17 protein-coding genes, 1 pseudogene and 1 riboswitch are annotated in these 18275 nt (G+C 48.1%); of the genes and pseudogenes, 3 read left to right on the forward strand and 15 right to left on the reverse strand.

The window, feature by feature from the left end:
* The first annotated feature begins 70 nt into the window (after positions 1-70).
* Positions 71-1003 carry an L-lactate dehydrogenase gene (locus tag PVOR_RS17490; protein WP_006210751.1) on the forward strand — a complete coding sequence of 311 codons (933 nt, stop codon included), beginning with the start codon at positions 71-73 and terminating at the stop codon, positions 1001-1003.
* A gap of 83 nt (positions 1004-1086) precedes the next feature.
* Here the strand turns inward: PVOR_RS17490 and PVOR_RS17495 are convergent, their stop codons facing one another.
* Positions 1087-1674, reverse strand: coding sequence for a LysE family transporter (locus PVOR_RS17495; protein ID WP_006210752.1), 588 nt, complete (start codon positions 1672-1674; stop codon positions 1087-1089).
* Between the two features lie 130 nt (positions 1675-1804).
* Between PVOR_RS17495 and PVOR_RS17500 the strand changes: the two genes are divergently transcribed.
* Positions 1805-2359, forward strand: a complete 555-nt coding sequence (locus PVOR_RS17500; RefSeq protein ID WP_006210753.1) for a helix-turn-helix domain-containing protein — start codon at positions 1805-1807, stop codon at positions 2357-2359.
* Positions 2360-2436: 77 nt separating this feature from the next.
* On the opposite strand, the gene PVOR_RS17505 is transcribed toward PVOR_RS17500, so the two are convergent.
* From PVOR_RS17505 to PVOR_RS17545, 10 genes and pseudogenes are all read right to left on the reverse strand, one after another.
* Positions 2437-3168, reverse strand: a complete 732-nt coding sequence (locus PVOR_RS17505; RefSeq protein ID WP_006210754.1) for an ABC transporter permease — start codon at positions 3166-3168, stop codon at positions 2437-2439.
* A gap of 64 nt (positions 3169-3232) precedes the next feature.
* Entirely contained in the window at positions 3233-4009 is a 777-nt protein-coding gene (locus PVOR_RS17510) for an ABC transporter ATP-binding protein (protein ID WP_006210755.1), read from the reverse strand.
* A 13-nt stretch (positions 4010-4022) separates the two neighbouring features.
* Positions 4023-5039: an ABC transporter substrate-binding protein gene (locus tag PVOR_RS17515; RefSeq protein ID WP_006210756.1), complete on the reverse strand. Its 1017-nt coding sequence runs from the start codon at positions 5037-5039 to the stop codon at positions 4023-4025.
* Entirely contained in the window at positions 5032-6486 is a 1455-nt protein-coding gene (locus PVOR_RS17520) for an aryl-sulfate sulfotransferase (protein WP_006210757.1), read from the reverse strand. The genes PVOR_RS17515 and PVOR_RS17520 overlap by 8 nt, the downstream gene beginning before the upstream one ends.
* A gap of 218 nt (positions 6487-6704) precedes the next feature.
* Positions 6705-6908, reverse strand: a pseudogene (locus PVOR_RS31055) (MarR family winged helix-turn-helix transcriptional regulator); the annotation flags it as partial.
* A gap of 451 nt (positions 6909-7359) precedes the next feature.
* Positions 7360-8523, reverse strand: a complete 1164-nt coding sequence (locus tag PVOR_RS17530) for an MFS transporter (RefSeq protein ID WP_006210759.1) — start codon at positions 8521-8523, stop codon at positions 7360-7362.
* 73 nt (positions 8524-8596) lie between these two features.
* Positions 8597-8696: riboswitch (purine riboswitch) on the reverse strand.
* Positions 8697-8745: 49 nt separating this feature from the next.
* On the reverse strand, positions 8746-9159 hold the full coding sequence (locus PVOR_RS17535) for a VOC family protein (RefSeq protein WP_006210760.1): 414 nt from the start codon (positions 9157-9159) through the stop codon (positions 8746-8748).
* Between the two features lie 118 nt (positions 9160-9277).
* Positions 9278-9622 (reverse strand): helix-turn-helix transcriptional regulator, encoded by a 345-nt coding sequence (locus tag PVOR_RS31975; RefSeq protein WP_228029974.1) that lies wholly within the window; start codon positions 9620-9622, stop codon positions 9278-9280.
* 10 nt (positions 9623-9632) lie between these two features.
* Entirely contained in the window at positions 9633-9929 is a 297-nt protein-coding gene (locus PVOR_RS31980) for a DUF6597 domain-containing transcriptional factor (protein WP_234973008.1), read from the reverse strand.
* 48 nt (positions 9930-9977) lie between these two features.
* Positions 9978-11237, reverse strand: coding sequence for an aminotransferase class I/II-fold pyridoxal phosphate-dependent enzyme (locus PVOR_RS17545; protein WP_006210761.1), 1260 nt, complete (start codon positions 11235-11237; stop codon positions 9978-9980).
* Positions 11238-11568: 331 nt separating this feature from the next.
* On the opposite strand from PVOR_RS17545, the gene PVOR_RS17550 reads away from it, so the two are divergent.
* The gene (locus tag PVOR_RS17550; protein ID WP_006210762.1) at positions 11569-13401 is read left to right on the forward strand and encodes a glycoside hydrolase family 30 beta sandwich domain-containing protein; all 1833 of its coding nucleotides are present in this window, start codon (positions 11569-11571) and stop codon (positions 13399-13401) included.
* 62 nt (positions 13402-13463) lie between these two features.
* Here PVOR_RS17550 and PVOR_RS17555 read toward each other — a convergent pair whose 3' ends face one another.
* The 4 genes from PVOR_RS17555 to PVOR_RS17570 all read right to left on the reverse strand — a co-directional run bounded on the left by PVOR_RS17555 (position 13464) and on the right by PVOR_RS17570 (position 18251).
* Positions 13464-14099, reverse strand: coding sequence for a flavodoxin family protein (locus PVOR_RS17555; protein WP_006210763.1), 636 nt, complete (start codon positions 14097-14099; stop codon positions 13464-13466).
* A 251-nt stretch (positions 14100-14350) separates the two neighbouring features.
* On the reverse strand, positions 14351-15001 hold the full coding sequence (gene catA / locus PVOR_RS17560) for a type A chloramphenicol O-acetyltransferase (protein ID WP_006210764.1): 651 nt from the start codon (positions 14999-15001) through the stop codon (positions 14351-14353).
* 234 nt (positions 15002-15235) lie between these two features.
* Positions 15236-17452, reverse strand: a complete 2217-nt coding sequence (locus tag PVOR_RS17565; RefSeq protein WP_006210765.1) for a stalk domain-containing protein — start codon at positions 17450-17452, stop codon at positions 15236-15238.
* A 178-nt stretch (positions 17453-17630) separates the two neighbouring features.
* Positions 17631-18251 (reverse strand): histidine phosphatase family protein, encoded by a 621-nt coding sequence (locus PVOR_RS17570; RefSeq protein ID WP_006210766.1) that lies wholly within the window; start codon positions 18249-18251, stop codon positions 17631-17633.
* Positions 18252-18275: the final 24 nt, after the last annotated feature.

Raw genomic sequence — 18275 nt, forward strand, 5'->3', positions numbered from 1 at the left:
CAGCTGTATGCAGTTCCTCGTAAAGCAAATTCAAAGGTTTCATTAATTGATGACAAGGAGAAGATGCACTATGGCACAAAATGAAACTCAGCGACCGTCTCGTGTGGTTATTATCGGGACAGGAGCGGTTGGAGCAACGACTGCGTATACCTTGTTCTTACGAGAGAGAGTATCTGAGCTGGTGTTGATCGATGCGAATCACGATAAAGCGCTTGGTGAAGCCTTGGATATGAACCATGGTCTCCCCTTTGCAGGAGGAGTTAAGCTGTGGGCTGGAGATTACAGCGATTGCAAGGATGCAGATATCATTGTCATTGCAGCAGGCTCCAACCAAAGACCCGGTGAGACACGGATTGATCTGCTGAAGCGAAATACGGCCATATTTGACGATATTATTCAGAACATCGTGAAGTACAATGACCACGGCATCATTCTTGTAGCTACCAACCCGGTGGATATTCTGTCTTACGTTACTTTGAAAAAGAGCGGTTTCCCTGTAAATCGGGTTATCGGTTCGGGTACGCTTCTGGATAGCGCCAGATTCCGCTATTTGATCGGACAGAACAAAGGAATTAATCCGCGCAGCATTCACGCCCATATTGTCGGAGAACATGGCGATTCCGAGCTGCCGCTGTGGAGCATTGCCAACATAGCCGGTATCGGCATTGATTTGTCAGATGATGAAAGAGATGATATTTTTGACCGGACCAAGAATGCTGCCTATGAAATCATCAATGCAAAAGGCTCTACCTCTTATGCAATCGCGTTAGCGCTTGACCGGATCATCGTCTCCATACTGCAAAATGAAGGGTCGGTGCTTAATGTGTCGACACTGCTCACCGATTATCACGGCGTGTCTGACGTATACCTGGGCGTGCCTTGTGTGGTTGACCGCACAGGGGTAAGGGAAATTCTCAATCTTGAGTTCAATGACGAGGAGCTCACCCAATTTCACGCTTCCGCTAATAAGCTAAAGGAACAGATCTCCAAAATCTTTGAATAACGCCCAAGGCTTAGCGGATCCGTGATCCGTAAGCCTTTTTTTCGTCCAGCACAGGGATAATATCATGGTCACTGAGGACAAAATCAGCTCACCGTAAAGACAGAAAAGGCGCTATAAATGAGAAGCAACCCCATAAGTATATTGAATGGGCGTTCATATCGGGACAAAAGGCTCTGAAACAGCGAACCGCATAATGCCCAGGTCATGTTAGCGCAGAGGCCGACCAGCGTGAGTATCACCGAGAATAATGCCAGATGGGCATGCGATGAATAGAAAGGAATAACGAATGTTGAAATCGCCGTAATTCCGTATAAAATGACCTTGGGATTGATGAACTGGAAGATGAATCCGAAGAAAAAGCTGTTGAAGCCCTCCTCCTTATCGCCCCGCTCCTGTGGTTGGCTGCGTATGATTCTTACGGCCAGATAGAGCATATACAGACATCCAATGATATTCATTACGAATTGGATCTTCGGGATGAATTGATATAATACCAGATTGAAATAACTGGAGAGCAGCATAATGACCAAACATCCGGCAGCTACCCCACCTATAAATTGCAGCGTTTTTCTAAAACCATGATTTCGTGCGTTGGTCATTGAAATGATGTTGTTGGGACCTGGCGTGAATGAAGCGACAATCGCATAAGTCAACAGCGGAACGATAAACAAACTACCCACCCCTTTCTTGTATGTGTGTATGCTATAATGTAATGAAATGTACGTTATAACGTCCGTACGCTATGATTATACATTAAGTATGTTATAACGCACAATATGTATACGAAGGTGGTTGATGACGTTGAAACCCATTCATCTTATATTGGCTCATAATTTGAAGAGTCTCAGAGAGCAAAGAAAGCTGAGTCTGGATAAAGTCGCGGAACTGACCGGAATCAGCAAGACCATGCTGGGGCAGATTGAACGCGGCGAATCCAGTCCCTCCATCACAACCGTATGGAAGATTGCGAACGGGCTGAAGCTTTCATTCACTTCCCTGATCCATGAACCCTACTCGAATACAGTCGTGGTACCAAGGGATGATGTGCAGGCACTAATAGAAGATAATGGAAGGATTCGGATTTATCCGCATTTCCCTTTTGAGGACGGACGGCGCTTTGAGATGTATTCCCTCGAAATGGACAAGGGCGGTTATCTTACCGCCGAGTCCCATATCGAGGGTACTGAGGAGTTTATCACCGTATTCCAAGGAGAACTTACGGTGCGCATCGATAACGAAGAATATACAGTGGGCCATGGTGAAGCGATTCGATTCACAGCAGACAAACCCCATGCTTACCACAATTCCGGCGATTCCATGAATCGCTTGAGCATGGTTATCCATTATCCCAAGTAACAGTAGGTGTGAATTTCATAAACGCAAAACGCACCCTCTATCAGAGGGTGCGTTACGTTGTATATGAAGCCATCTCTTCACCGTCGCAATGAATTTGCGCTGACTACGCCGTATCGGGACAATAGCTTTCGGCCCAGCAATCCGACAGCACGATCTGTCAGGAATCCCATGAATCCGAGGCAGATCAGCCCGACAAAGATCCAGTCCGTACGGAAGAACAAACGTGAATTCCAGATCAGATAACCCACTCCTTCATTGGAAGCAATCATCTCTGCTCCGATAATGGCCATGAACGATGTTCCCATCGCAAGCCGAATGCCGGTGAACATGTACGGTACCGTTGCAGGTATGATCACATGAAGCACAATCTGCCACTCCGAAGCACCCATGCTGCGGGCGGACCTTATCTTATCCTCTTCCACTGACAAGACTCCGGTCAACGTGTTCAGGACCACAATGAAGAAGGTCGCATACATAATAAGCATGACTTTGGATGTCTCCCCAATCCCGAACCAGACCAGGAACAAAGTGATGAATGCGATGGGCGGAATGAACCGGATGAAATTAAGGAAGGGTTCCGCAAAGACCCGAATCGTCCCAACCTTCCCGATAACAAGTCCAGCCGGGATCGCGATCAGACTCCCAAGCGTCCACCCGAGCAGCACCCGGTATGAACTGATTCCGATGTACTGTAACAAGGTGCCATCCATCAATAGTTCGTATCCGCCTTTCGCAGTATAGATCGGTCCCGGCAGAATTTCGGGTCCGTACACAAGGGACAGCAGCTGCCATATCCCAAGTCCGGCCATCCAGAACAGGATAGTGCAGCAACCCTTTTTTTAGTCTGTTGCTCATGTGGTCTTCACCTTCTCTCTACTCATCAAAGTGCGATTGGATTTGGTTGTACAGCGTATGAAAGCCGGGATCTGACAAGTCTCTCGGGTAGGCAAGCGGCACCTCGTAGATGTCCGTTATTCGGGAGGATGGACCCTGTGACATGATGCCGATTCGTCCCCCCATCAGAAGCGCCTCCTGGATATCATGCGTCACGAAGATAACGGTTTTGTCCGTGTCTTGCCATATCCGCACCAATTCCCGCTGCATCGTTCGCCTTGTCATGGCATCCAATGCACCGAAGGGTTCATCCATGAGCAGAATTGCGGGATCATTGGATAGTACCCGAGCGAGCTGAACGCGCTGTTTCATCCCGCCCGACAGCTCTCTTGGATACTTGCTCTCATGGCCTGAAAGCCCCACCAGCGAGATGAATTGATTGGATATTTCCTCTCTCTTCGCCACAGGAATTCGTTTCATGCGGAGACCAAATTCCACATTTTCTCTAACGGTAAGCCATGGAAACAACGAAGAATCTGCCTGCTGGAATACAACCGCGCGGTCTTGGCCCGGGCGCTCCACCTCCTTCTCCCCCACTCTCACTTGACCGGAGGTCTTGGATACGAAGCCCGCAATCAGACTGAGCAGCGTTGACTTTCCACACCCGCTCGGACCCAGCAGAACAAAGAATTCTCCGCCCTTTACCGCCAGATTGACATTCTGGATAATATAATGCAAATCACCGGCTGTGGGCTGTGCGTAGCTCTTATTCAACTGTTCGATATGGATTTCATTCTGACTTGACACGGCTCTCATCGCCTTCATCTCCTTACTTTAAATCGATTACACGTTCCGGGAATGCTTCTCTTACCATATCCAAATTCAATTTATCGTTCAGCTCAAAATCTTGCTCGATCATCCCGTTAGCTACCATATAATCCTTCTGTCCCTGTAATCCTGCATAGGCCTTATCCGTAAATCCAAGCTTCCATGGATTCTTTGGCAGATCCTTTAAGGTGGCTTCTCTCGGCTGCTTGACTTCCTCATACATGATGTCGGCGGTTTCCTCCGGATGGGCCTGGGCATAAATCGATGCTTCATCCAGCGCCTTCAGAAACTGGACGAAAACTTCCCTGTGGCCCTCCAGCAGCTCGTTTGAAGCGATCAGTCCTGTTCCGAGCCGTACCGGGGTCTTCGACATATCCGACAGCTCTTTCGCTTCCGCAAGTGCGCCAAACTTCTCGTTCAGCACTGCACCGTATACCCAAGCCGCGTCAATCTCGCCTTTTTTGAGCGCTACGTAGGCTTCGTCAAACCCTCCTTGTCCGATTAACTCCACATCGGACAGGGCAACCCCGTTTTCCCCAAGGTAAACGTCCCATAGATAAGGCACGAACGTCCCCCTGGAGAAGCTTAGCTTTTTACCCTTAAGCTCAGCTGCACTGCCGATTTCTTGACGAACGAACAGCTTCCATTCACTTGCACTCAGATCCGTCGCTGTCCCGGATGAAGCGAATATCGAGTAATCGCCTTTGCTAACAGCATTCAGAAGTGGAAAATCAGCTCCGAATGCCACGTCCACCTGCTTAATGAATAAGGAGTTAACGCCTTCTGCCGGCGTGGCGAAGTTTACCAGTTCCGCATCAATTCCATGCTTCTCGAAGATCCCTTTGTTTTTTGCCACCCGAAATACGGTATTTGTGGAGATATCGGCGATTTTCAGTTTGAGGCGTCTTCCTTGCTGATCGCCTGAGGCGTTTCCGCAAGCACCAAGTACGCTGGTGGCGAGAATTGTTCCCAGCAGCAGAACACACCAACGCTTCCAAATATGTCGGCTTCTATTCATCGCGATCCCTTTCTTTCTGCACGACTTCATCCCTTCGGGCTACGCAAAGCGCGCCTTCACCATACGAGATCGTACCTTCAACCTCCACACTGGTTACGGCACCTCTGGGCGCCGCGCCCGGAAGGCGGTAATCGGCAACATCGATCGGCACGAGTTCCGTTTCCACAGGCAAATCGAGCTGAGGCACCCATTCATATGGAACCCGGTAAGCGCGATAGACCATGTTGGAATTGCGGCTGTTCTTATAAGGAGAGATATATTCCCACACCAGCTCAAATTCTCTTGTCACTTCGAATATCCGACCGTCTGCGCCTTCGGTTATCAATGTGTTGCCATTCGGAAGCCGCTGGGCCGAACTGATATAGGGGCTGTAGAAGCGATAAGAATCGAGCGGCGCCTGAAAGCCGGCCTCTGTTGGTGTATACTGCCATTCAATCTCCAAAGTGACCGGGTTAATCTCCAGAATGCGGGAATGGTCGCGACGGGCGATTTTCAACCCATCCTCCGATTCGGGGTTTGGCCGTCCATACCCGCCCCAGCCGCCGTTGTCGAAGATTAGGATGTTGCCTTCTCCCGGAAGGCCCTTCGGAATGAGATGGGCATGATGCTGGCCGATGATCCAGCCGATATGCTTGGTTTCCGCGGTTGAATAGTCGGGGCCAAGCCTCCACACGATATTCCCGGTGCTTTTATCAATGATGGCAATGATACTGCTCTCCCGTGCGTCCCAGATGATATTGTCGGGATGGAACCGTTCGTCTCCTGCGTCATAGAACTTGTTAGGGCCGAGCACCGAGGCCGAATTGATGTGCATCCAGTCCCCTGCGTGGGCACCGAAGCCACGGGTATTGGGATCACGGGATAATGCCAGCTTGGCATCCTCATCAAATCCGAGCTCATGGAAGTGGTCGCTGACCGCCCACTCCCAGATTACGTTTCCTTCCCAATCCACTTCGATAATCGTGTCATCGAGCAGCTCAATATCGGATATATCGGGACGCTTCACATTTTTATGTGCCAGAATAAGGGTGTTACCGGAATCCACCTTCGGTTCTTGCCCCGGAACATAATAACCGACGGGATTCCCCTCACGCTGGTAGTCATGATGCTGGCGAGCCATCCACTGAGCCGGATGTCCCGGGTCCTCTATGTATTCATAGTGATCAAACTTCCAGACGATATTGCCGTCCCAGTCCACCTGCACGAGATTGGTCTCATCCTGAAATCCGTATTTCGGATCACGCTCGGATGTGCTGCCAAGAACATAGCCTCCCGGGAACAACTTATTCGGAAACCCCCGTAGTCCTTTCCACAAATGAACCTCCCTGCCATTCATGTCGATTAATAGCGCACCTGTCTCCGCCGCTTGATAGATCGTGTAACCGCTCCATGCCTTCGCAGGGTTATATACCGTTGTGCCTGTTGGATAAATCGTCGGATGTCCCATCGTTCTCTACTCCCTTTCGTTGATTAATGAATAGATTCAATAAGAGATAAATTTGTTCGTACGCTTCGGATGGCTTACGTTTGTCTGTGAAATGTCTGCGAATGACTTATCAGCTGAATGGGTCTGCCCGAGTACGGAGACCGCAAATCCTTCCAGACGATCATTCAGCTGTTTAAAAAAAGCGATTTGATCGCTTAACTCCTCTTGCGAGAACGCCCCGCCCCGGATGTGAAATCCAGCTGTTCGGCTAACTCGCCCAGTCTCTGTTCCCCATCATCGCGATGTATCGTATTTAGAATCAACAGGCCGGGTAACGAAATGCCTCCCACTGATATTTTGTCGCGCTCCTTCACGAATCTGCGAACCATCCTGCGAAAATGCCAATCGGCTTCCTCCAGCAATGCCCAATCCTTCTCTTCCATGCCGCTCCTCTCCCGGGTCATACACCTCCGTATGCCAACCTATCAGCCTATGGGTTTGTTCTCACTACAACCTGGTGTGGTCGTTATGAATATACAGAAAGGCCCCTATTTACGCTTCTCGCTGCAATCACGAAAAACAGTAAACAGGAGCCTTTGGTGGACCAATCGGCTGATCATATTGTTTAATACTGAGATAATGAACAATCATTTAATGATGGCTAAATGAAATTGCTTGTCGCTTAGATTAAACCAATTAATGACACCTGTCAAGTAGGGATTAATTTTAAAAAAGAGAGGACTTGCTGTTTAAGCGCCCTCTCAGTCAGAATTCGTTCGATTATCTCGATAACAAGCAATGGTTAAATAGGCACCTGCTTTTTTTGGAGCGAGGATGTTAAAAAGCAGCTGCCATGATGACAACTGCTTTGATAACAATCAATTACATCATAGACTATTTGCCAGCCTTCAGTGCCAGCGCAGGTCTTGTTAAGGAATAGACAGCACAGACCAATGCCACTATAACGACTCCTCCGCCTACCCAAGCCGTGCTGGCAACCGAGCCGCCCTGTTCCAATACGAGCCCTCCGATTGCTGATCCCATCGCGATTCCGATTTGCAGCGCGGAATTGTTGAAGCTCTGCTGAATATCGGACGAAGCGGGATCGACTTGAATCAGGTAATTTTGCAGTGGCGGAGCCAGGCTCCAGCTTAATGCGCCCCATACCATCATCACGACTAAAAATACACCAATCGAGAACGTTGAGAAGGGCAGCAGGAACAGCACCAGGATAAAAGAAGTGATAATAATCACGATACTCTTGTGTGATCCGATCCGATCGGCAAGTGCGCCTCCGAACGCCCCGCCTCCAACGGCCGACAGTCCGAACAGGAAGTAACAAATGCTGATCCAGTACGGAGTCAAGCCGAGTTCCGATTCGAGAAATGGCGTAAAATAAGCGTAAATGGTGTAATGCCCTGCCAGCATAAACAAGGTCGCCAGATGGGCACCAGCGATTTTGGACTTGCCCAGCGCTTTGATCTGCTGAGACAACGGTATTACATTTTCAGGCTTGATCCGATCCAGGAACATATAGATCAGCACCATGGAACCGATGGACAGAATGCCGATGCCAAGGAACAATACTCTCCATCCAAAAGCTTCACTGATTAAAATACCAAGCGGCACCCCAAGCACCAATGACGAGCTAATCCCCATATAGATAACGCCCAGTGCTTTTGCCCGATGTGCGGGTTCAACGACTTTAGCTGTAATCGTAAGCGATAAGACGATGATAAGAGCAGTACTCATAGCAGTTAATATTCTGGCACCCATCAGCAGCACAAAGTTCGGGCTCACGTACGCCAGCAAGTTACCGATGAAGAATACAAATAAGGAAATGATATAGAGCCGTTTGCGTTCCACCTTTGCCGTAAGTGCAAGGAGAACCGGTCCCGAAATCGCATAGACCAATGCGAATACCGTAATCAATTGCCCTGCCGTGCCAAGCGAAATGTTTAAATCATCTGCAATCAGCGGCAGAATTCCGCCAACAATAAGTTCTACCAATCCTACGGATATGGTTGAAATCGCTAGAATTAATACTTTCAGATTCATCTGGAATGAAATCCCCTTTCTTCGAAGTCATATTTGCTTATAGTCAACCAAAAAAAATAAATCCCGATTACAAAAAATGAGATACATTTTCTGTAATCAGGATTTTACGGTTCCTGGTAGAGACCCTCAGACCATATTAATGAGGTTATACATTCAAATTCAAATATTCAGTTCCGTTGCGCAACAATCGATGATTAATTTATCATATCCCTTACAACATAGTCAAGCCCAATTAGGATTCCAGCAAACCTCCCAGAGATGTCCGTCCGGATCGAGAAAATGACCGGAGTATCCTCCCCAGAATGTGTCTTGTGCCGGCACGGTAATCGCAGCTCCCGCCCTTTTGGCTTGCTCCATCACCTCATCCACTTCTTCCTTGCTGCCCACATTGTGTCCGATGGTTAACTCTGAGGAACTCACAGGAGACAAAGGAACATTCGCTTCAATCGACAGGTCTTTGCGATTCCATATCGCCAGCTTCACGCCCGCCTGCAGGTCAAAGAACGCTACCGCTCCATGCTCAAATTCAGTCCCCATGATCCCTTCGGTCGGAAGACCGAGCCCATCCCGATAAAACTTTAGTGAGCGCTCAAGATCATCAACGCCAAGTGTCAATACGGATATGCTTGCTCTCATTTTGCATGACCTCCTGTACATCATTATCATAACCTCTTACTCATTTTCGTTGATTTAGGCAATAAAGGATTGTAAAAAACGGACATCCTTGAAGCTTTCACACCTTCATTTCTATCCCTTAGGGCATAAATGCCTGTTTTGGTGACATGCCGTATAAACGCTTGAAGCTGTTAATAAAATGAGGCTGATCATAGTAGCCGTATTGTGCAGCGATTTCGGGAAACCGGGTGGGTTTGGTCCGGCGCATCTCCTGCAGCAAATTTTGAAATCGAATAATATCCGTCATTTCCTTCGGACTGACTCCCAGTTCCTTCTGGAACGTTCTTCGTATGTTTCTCTCGCTATAATTAAGCTTGTCGGCCAAGTCATGAATCGTCATTCTTCCTCTTGCCGCGTACAAATACTGCATGCCATGCTTCAGCAGCGGCTCGGAACGGACATGATTCAGTCTGATGACGTTCAATAAAAACGTTTCAATCAGTTCGATCCTGCGTAAGTATTATAGCTTCATAACCGGACATCAGACCGGCAATAAATCCAGAGGTTGATGCTTCCAGCGACTTCAGATTAAATATAATATCTACGCAACCATCCGGAAGAATACGATGAAGACGATGATGTTGAAACGGTAAAACTTCATAATGCATTGTCCAATAACAGGCCACATAAGGAGTCAATGACCAGCTTGGCAGGTATTCCTGATAGGTATAAGAAGAATCAGCAGATCGATTCTCCAGCGTCGGTGCTTGTACAGGGACATAGTTCCGCATGTGCTCACCCTTTAATCAATGGATTAGCTAATTAACCCGTATGACTTTTTACTCTAGGTCCTTTACGTGGAGGGACTCGCTATGCTCCCTAATAAACTTCCCGATCCGCTGTGCTGCTTCCTGCAGGGCTGCCTCTTCCTGGACAAGTGCTATCCGCACATAACCCTCGCCTTCGCTGCCAAAGGCATCTCCCGGGATAACCGCTACCCCGGTTGCAAGCAGCAGCTCGCGGGCGAAACGGCGTGAGCTCCATGGCGCCGATGAATTGCGGAACCCCTCTGGGAGCCGAGCCCATAGAAACATCGTGGCTTCCGGCTTCGGTACGTTCCATCCTGCTTCGGCCAGTGAGGCTACCAGGATGTCGCGGCGCTGCTGATACAATGATGCCACGCCATCCTCCTCTTCGCTATATGCCATTGCCTGTTCTAACGCATAAATAGCTGCGGCCTGAATCGGCTTGAATATGCCAAAATCAATGTTGCTTTTTAACTCCCGGAGTGCTCCAACCGCATCTGCGTTCCCCGCAACGAATCCGATGCGGCAGCCGGCCATGTTAAAGCTTTTTGAGAAGGAATGGAATTCAACCGCAATCTCCCGGGCGCCTGGAACCTGGAGAACGCTAACAGGACGGTAACCGTCAAAGCCCATTTCAGAATAAGCAAGATCATGCACCACGAGCACGTTCCATTTTTTCGCCAAGCCCACCAATTTTGCAAAAAAAGCCAGATCCGCCCGCACCGCTATCGGATTCCCCGGAAAATTCAACAAAATAAAAGTCGCTTTTGTCCAAATCTCCTCGGGGATGTCATCCAGATCGGGCAGAAATTCGTTCTCTTCCTTCAACGGAAGATACCAAGGAGTTACACCCGCAATCGCAAGGGCTCCCGAATAGATCGGATATCCCGGATTCGGCACAATCGCAATATCTCCAGGATTACATACAGCTTGAGCCAGGTGCGATAATCCATCCTGAGAACCCATTAAAGACAGAAGTTCGGTCTCTGAATCGACTTCCACGCCAAATCGGTGCTTCATCCATGCTGCTGATTGTCCGCGGAACTCCGCGCTTCCTCTTGTACCCGGATATGTATAGTTCTCTTCTTTCAGCGCCTCCTGGCTCAGCGACTCACGAATTTCAACTGAAGGACCAAGATCAGGGCTGCCAATGCTCAAATCGATAATATGTCGTCCTGACTGAAGCGCCTCCAGCCTCCACTCGCTAACCTCTGAGAATATGGAAGAACCAAGCTGTGAAAGTTTGTCCGCACGCCATGATCGCTCCGATGTATGTTTACTCAAGGTTTCCACCTACTCCGTTTTTTCCTCATATTATAGCATGAACCCCATCAGTCTCGAATACCTGCCTGGAGCTGCAGTCGCGTTTGCTGTAGGTGTATTTGCCGTAACGTCACGTTGTCATAGGCTGGATCAAGAACATTGATAGGCATAAAACATCTGGAGTTAAAGCTTCATAATGGAATCCAGCATAGCCCAGACCATACATCATCGTAAAAACAAATACCTTTTCGAAAAAATGATACACTAAAAACGTTTTAATTCGATGGTAAACTAATCCAAAGAAAGGAGGAATTGTACTTTTGCAAACGCTTAATCCAAATGAATTGAAGGGGGTTTGGTCATGTTAAAGTTCAAGTTGAATATGAAAAAGCCGCTGCTCTTTCTATCCATGCTGTCCGTAATATGGAGCGGCTCGGCCCTGAGTTCTCTGCCGATTAAGGCGGCGGGACCATCGGTTGAGGTCTGGATGACTCGCGATAATCTTAGCACTGCTTTGCAAAGGCAGGGCGATATCGTCTTCCAGCAGGACAGTCTCGGTAATCAGCGAACCATTGATGTGAATGACTTTTTGAAATATCAGCAAATGGATGGTTTCGGTGCCTCTATGACCGACTCATCCGCATGGCTAATCAGCCATCAGCTGTCGGATTCGAAACGTGCCGAGGTCATGGAGCGATTATTCGGTCAAAGCGGCATCGGACTCAGCATGCTGCGCCAAACGATTGGCGCTTCGGATTTCAACTGGGAAATGTACAGCTATGCAGATACAGCCTGGGACTGGAACCTGAACAATTTCAGCATTAACCGCGACAAACCTTACATCATTCCCATGGTCAAAGCAGCCCTGACGAAAAACCCACAGATTAAGGTGATGGCTTCTCCTTGGAGTGCGCCGGGCTGGATGAAATCCACCGGTTCCATGATAGGCGGCTATCTGAACCATGATTCTTACGAGGTATACGCACAGTACCTTCGTAGATTCATTCAAAGCTACCAGTCGGAGGGCATTCCGATTTATGCCATAACGCCTCAGAATGAACCGTTGTTTAACGGTTCGAACGAATATCCGACCATGTATATGTCGGTGGATGATCAAACTAAATTCATCCGCGATCATCTGGGGCCTGCCCTTCGCGGCAGCGGTTTACAGACCAAAATCATCGCTTATGACCATAACTATGATCAATATGCGTATCCGCGGGACGTCTTGAATAACGCGGCCGCCGCCTCTTATATTGCCGGCAGCGCTTTCCACCATTACGGCGGGGATGTCACTGCCATGACGACGCTTCATAACCTGCATCCGAACAAGGATATCTGGTTTACCGAGGGAGGCTTCGGCTCATGGAATGACGGCTTTAAGAACCAGGTCCGGGAGATGATTAACGTTACCCGGAACTGGTCCAAATCGTACATTTTGTGGAACATTGCGCTGGATCAGAATAACGGCCCTTCCCTGCTCTCCAACAGCATTAACTATGGTATGCTGCGAATTCGTTCGGATGCGCAAGATCAAGTCACTTATAACAATCAATATTATGCGATGGGACACTTAAGCAAATTTGTCGTACCTGGAGCATACAGAGTGGATACCAATACGTATGCTAACAGCCTGGATAATGTCGCTTTTCAAAATCCGGACGGGTCCAAAGTGCTCGTAGTCGCGAACTCCGAGAATCAGAACCAGACCTTCAAGGCCCGCTGGGGCAATCAATCATTCACCTACACCATTCCCGCTGGTTCTGCTCTGACATTCAAGTGGTACGGGGAGACAACCCGGGACGTGATATCGTTAAAAGCATCGGCTAACGGCAAATTCGTCGCTGCTGAGGACGGGGGCAACAGTCCCTTGATCGCCAATCGCGATGCCGTGGGCGGCGCGTGGGAATCCTTTGAACGAATCAATCTGGGCAGCGGAAATTATGCGTTTAAATCCATGGCCAACGGACGGTTTGTTGCTGCAGAGAACGCGGGGGCCTCGCCATTAATCGCTCGAAGCGGCTCCATCGGGACATGGGAAACGTTCCAGGTTGCCAGCGTTAGCGGCGGCGTTACCTTGCGAGCTGCGGCGAATAGCCAATTTGTCAGCGCGGATAATGCCGGGGCTTCTCCCCTCATTGCCAATCGGAGCACTGCATCGGGATGGGAAACCTTCCAGATCAGTGTTCATTAATGTATGATCCAAAAAAGCGTACACCGCCTCACAAGGGGTGTACGCTTTTTTTCTTGTTGCGATCAAGACCAGACCTTAGTGCTTCGAACAGAATCCTTCTGATAGTCCGAATATTTCCGTTCAAAAATATCGTACCCCAACTGTTCAGCAGCCATCAGCGGCGATTGGATATCCAGCGCTACCTCACCACGGCTGTTACCTACTCCACGAACTGCCCCAACGAATTCAGAATGAGTGTAACGAGCGTATTCCTGTATCTGATGAATAATGCCTAAGGCCGCACCCGGATAGGTTTCCTCCGATGCAAGCGTCAAACCAATCCGTTTGTTAGACATTCCTTCCGATATCACAGACGAATTTTTGTACGAGGCCGCGTAATAACAGAACAAGCGATCGAAGAATGCTTTCATCTGGGCAGATAAGCCATACCAATAGATCGGGGAACAGAATATTACGCCATCCGCCGGGACAAACTCTCCCATGATTAAGGATTCATAGTTATCCTGTATCGAGCATTCTCCACTTGGGAGCCGGCAAATCCGGCAGTCATGAAGAAAACTAGAGATGAAGTCATCTACAAAATGCAAAGCCACCTGCGTGCCCTTCTTCTCGGCCCCTCGCTTAACTGCGGCAGCCAGCGTGGCAGAGTTCCCGTCTCGTCTCGGGCTTCCAACAAGCCCTAACAATTTCTGGTTCATGTTCTGGTTCTCAAGTTCTGGTTCTCAAGCATCATCCGATCCCATCCCTTCATGCACGTGGTCTAATTCTATCTTTTAGCATAAGGTCATTGGGAATCGTTGTAAAATCGTTTGTATTCATGACGATATCATTCATTTTGATGACCATGTCGACTTGAAATCTTGTATATAACCGATGCTCCCCTCTGTAAAACACAAAAAACGACTGCGTGAGCAGTCGTTTATCGAATAGTAAATGTACAATTACTTTATCATAGCCATTCGTTGCACGAATCAGCTAAGGTCTGCAGATCTTGGAAGAACAAACTTGCATGATATCCATCGCACACGGCATGATGTACCTGCAATGCGATGGGTAACAACATGCGACCGCCTTGCTCGGCAAATTTGCCCCCGGTAATGATCGGCCGAAAATCGGTGTTCCCGTTCGTCATATTCAGATTGAAACCGCTAAAGCTTGCCCAGGGTATCATCGATATGAAAAATGTATTCGGAGGGGGATTTTCTTTAACGAAGATTCCCTTCACGTCACGATAGCGTTCCATATCCTGCTCATATCGATTATGAAACCGAGAGAAATCATCAGAAAACTCAGTCCATACGCAGGAGAAGGTCTGGTCATCGTGATGAAAATAGGTGTAGCTCGGTGTCATGGAATCCCAGTAACCTAACAACGGTTTGGGATGATATGAAGTTCTGAACTCTACCCGCTCGTTGACCACTCTAGTTACCATGTAAATAAAAGCAGGATAGAACTTTAATCCCCTAGTCCTCAACGACTGAAGCAGCAAAGATACATCAACGTTTAAAGTCATGCTGTACGTGCATTCATGAACGGACGTATAATGCTCGAAATACGGTTTTCTGGGCCACTGCTTAATATCAATCACATTAAAATTCATCGGTCTTATCCCTCCTAAAAATATAAATCATTTCATTTTAGGAGGGTACATCCACTGATTTGACCACCATTCATCACTCCAGTATGGTCCGTCAACCCGACGGAGTCTATACCCAACACTTTATCATTCATCTCTTCATTTTCCAATAAAAAAAAAGACCTCATCACTCTTCAACCTGTGACCCGGTCTTGAACCAGGTACAAACTGAAGTGATGAAGTCTTCCGTATGGTGTATTAATGAACCGTGTCTGGCATCTGGGTAAACAGCAGATTGACGGGCAGGTTACTTCCCGGCGCTGCTGTAAGCATAATTTCAACCTTTTGCTCGTAATCACCTGTGCGATACAGAACCGCTTGCTCGCCAGGAGATACCTGTCCGAGGGAATAGATTGGTACAATCGTACCATTCATCATCGCATAGCCAGAGTATTTACCGCCCCTAGGGTTAAAGGAGATCAGTGTATTTGGAGCCACGCGATCCAGCGTGATTTTGTACAAGACGCCGAAGTTGCCTGTATTGTGCGTGATATCTCCGACCATAGGATCCATTCCCTGCAAGTTAGGGTCATCCTGGTTATCTCCCAGAACGAGACGCTGGGATTCCGCACCAACGAGCTCGGAATAACGGATGATGCGTGTTGAATCCGGGTAAGTTCCGCGGTTATGCACCCCATCGCGGTCCAGGATCGGCAGTGTTCCCAGCACCTTCAATGGATCGGACTTCTCATCGATCATAACGACATCGAATTGAATCGGCTGGTCGCTGTACATATCCGAGTAAAGGGAAATAACATGTCCCTGTTTCATTCGGATCTCGCTCAGCTCTGTCATAACCAGCTTCTGTTCACCTGGAGCAAGCGTAACCGATGTTCTCTTCGATCCATCCTGCATGGATTGGAAATAGTATTGCACGGATTTTTTGCCTGCAGCCGTCGCAATCGGGGATGGCCCAGCAAATCCCAGGTAATCTTGTCTCAATGTCACAGGTGTACTGTTCTTGTTCGTTGCAATTACGTACATTTTGACATTCTTGTTCAGATTGTTCACATGGTGAATCATGAAGCGCATGTCTCCAACCGCTGTCTCACGATAAACGATACCTTCTGAATTTACCGTTTCAGGGCTGTTACTGCGGATCAGCGTGCTGGGCTCATCGTTAAAATCATAATTGATTTTCGGACGGGACGTCACGTTGCCAAGGAACGAGAATTTCTCCCCTTCCGGAATGAAGAGCATATTAAAATCTTCTTCTGTATACAGTGTTTCATTGGTTACATAGACCGTCGATTCATAACTGGAGCTAAGTCCCTTCTTATCGGTAACGGTCAACTTAATGGTATGAACGCCGGGTGTAAAGAAGGCATAGCCCTTGTTCTCCCACTTATACGTCAGATCCTCGGTCTTGTCTTGATCATCCGAGCTCTTGTCCGTATACGTGATCAGCTCACCCATTTTATATTCCGACTTGTCAGTTTCGAACATTGCCACAGGCGGAAGATTAGGCTGAATGACCGTGATCGTTTGACTGTAAGGATCACTCCACGTTCCGGTAGAATCCTGTACAGAGTACGTGACTATGTATTGACCTGGTGCATCGAAGATATCCTGATTGCCTTCCCAACGCTCGTTGATAATCTCGCCTTGCACATTCTCAACTTGCGGTGTGTAGGTAACTGTAGTTTCTCCTGCGAAAATCTCTTTAGGCCCTACCGTAAATTTGGCGACCGGCTTGCTAACCAAACTCATGATGACACGTTTACCTACGTTATCCACTTTATACGGGATTTCCAGCGCCTGCGTAATCGCTGTCAGTGGAACCATGAACGTGCTGTTGGTCTGATAGGAAGTCCCTTTCATATCCTTGGATACACCGTTTACGGTATACTTGCTGCTGTCAGTCTTAAAACGAAGCTCGTTAGTTCCTTTTGTGATAACCGTTTCCTTGGTCTTCTTATCGTAAGTGACCTTGAAGCCTACGCGGTCCACAAGAGCACGAATGGGAACATAGGATACTCCCTTTTTGACTTGCATGGGTTGTGGTGCATTGTAGGTGACGCCGTCTTGAATCATTTTTGTGCTGTTAAAAAAAAGAATAAGTTCTTTTCCGCTTGCGACTTGCTGGCTATTGCTGTTGTTCTGGTTGCCTTGCACTTCCGTTGCCGTGGCTGGGTCTTTAACTTCACCGGTTTCCTCAGTAACAGGCACGTCCGTTGTTCCTGCGTTATTCGTCTCTTGAGCCCCTTCTGTCTCTGTTGTTTCAGGTGTCTCTTGAGTCGTATCGTTGGCCCCGGATTTCACTGCGTTAGATGCCGCGGTGTTTTGCTCATACACTTCTTGGGTGACTGGTGGCTGTGTCTTGTCTGCGGCATTTGCATCCGCGCTCGCCGGATAAGCTGCAGCTAATTGGGCAACAGCCAGTACGGTAAGCAATGATCGTTTCTTCAGTTTCATTCCATAACTCCTTCTAATCCTTTTTTGATATTTAATGAGGTCATACTATTAGACGTAAATTTTGGTAAAAAAGTTTCTCTGATCCGTTAATAATATTTAAGATGATGTAGAACTGTGTCACAAACTTAGTAAAAAACCCGTAACACCAATGTGACCGTTACGGGAGAGACTGAACCTATCAGGTCGCAGCCAAATGCTCTTGCCAATTCGTTGCCATTATGACCTTTTTCCCACTCGGTTCATATTGCCATAGATGGACGCCCGTATCGCCAGTAGGAATGAATATCTCGGAATGATAGGGAAGATTCAAGAAAGCTCGAAATAACATCGAGATCATGCCACCATGGGAAACAATACAGACTCTTTGTAACTCAGGCTTGCTATCCATTGTCGTAAACAGCTTGGATATGAAGTGTTCCGCCCTTGCTCTGAACTGTACTTCAGATTCTCCGCCCTCAATGGCATCATGCCGCTTTCTTCCCCCGGCCGGTATCGGATACTTCATTAATGCTTCATCTCTCAACATCCCAGCGATGACGCCATTATTCTGCTCCATGAGATCATTGTCATAGGTTACAGGCACTTGCGTCAATTCAGCAATAGCTGCCGCGGTTTGCTTGGCCCGAATCAAGGTGCTGCAAAAAATCGCATCCAAGGCGTAATTACGCTGAATCCACTCGGCCAGAAGCTGTGCTTGCTGCAACCCGAGATCGGTAAGAGAAAAGTCAGCCCGTCCTTCACACCGATTCAAAATATCCGCTTCCGATTGTCCGTGTCGTACAACCATAATCTCAACCATGTGTAAGCCTCCGTTTAACATCCG

This window comes from Paenibacillus vortex V453, assembly GCF_000193415.1.
GTDB lineage: Bacteria > Bacillota > Bacilli > Paenibacillales > Paenibacillaceae > Paenibacillus_AQ > Paenibacillus_AQ glucanolyticus.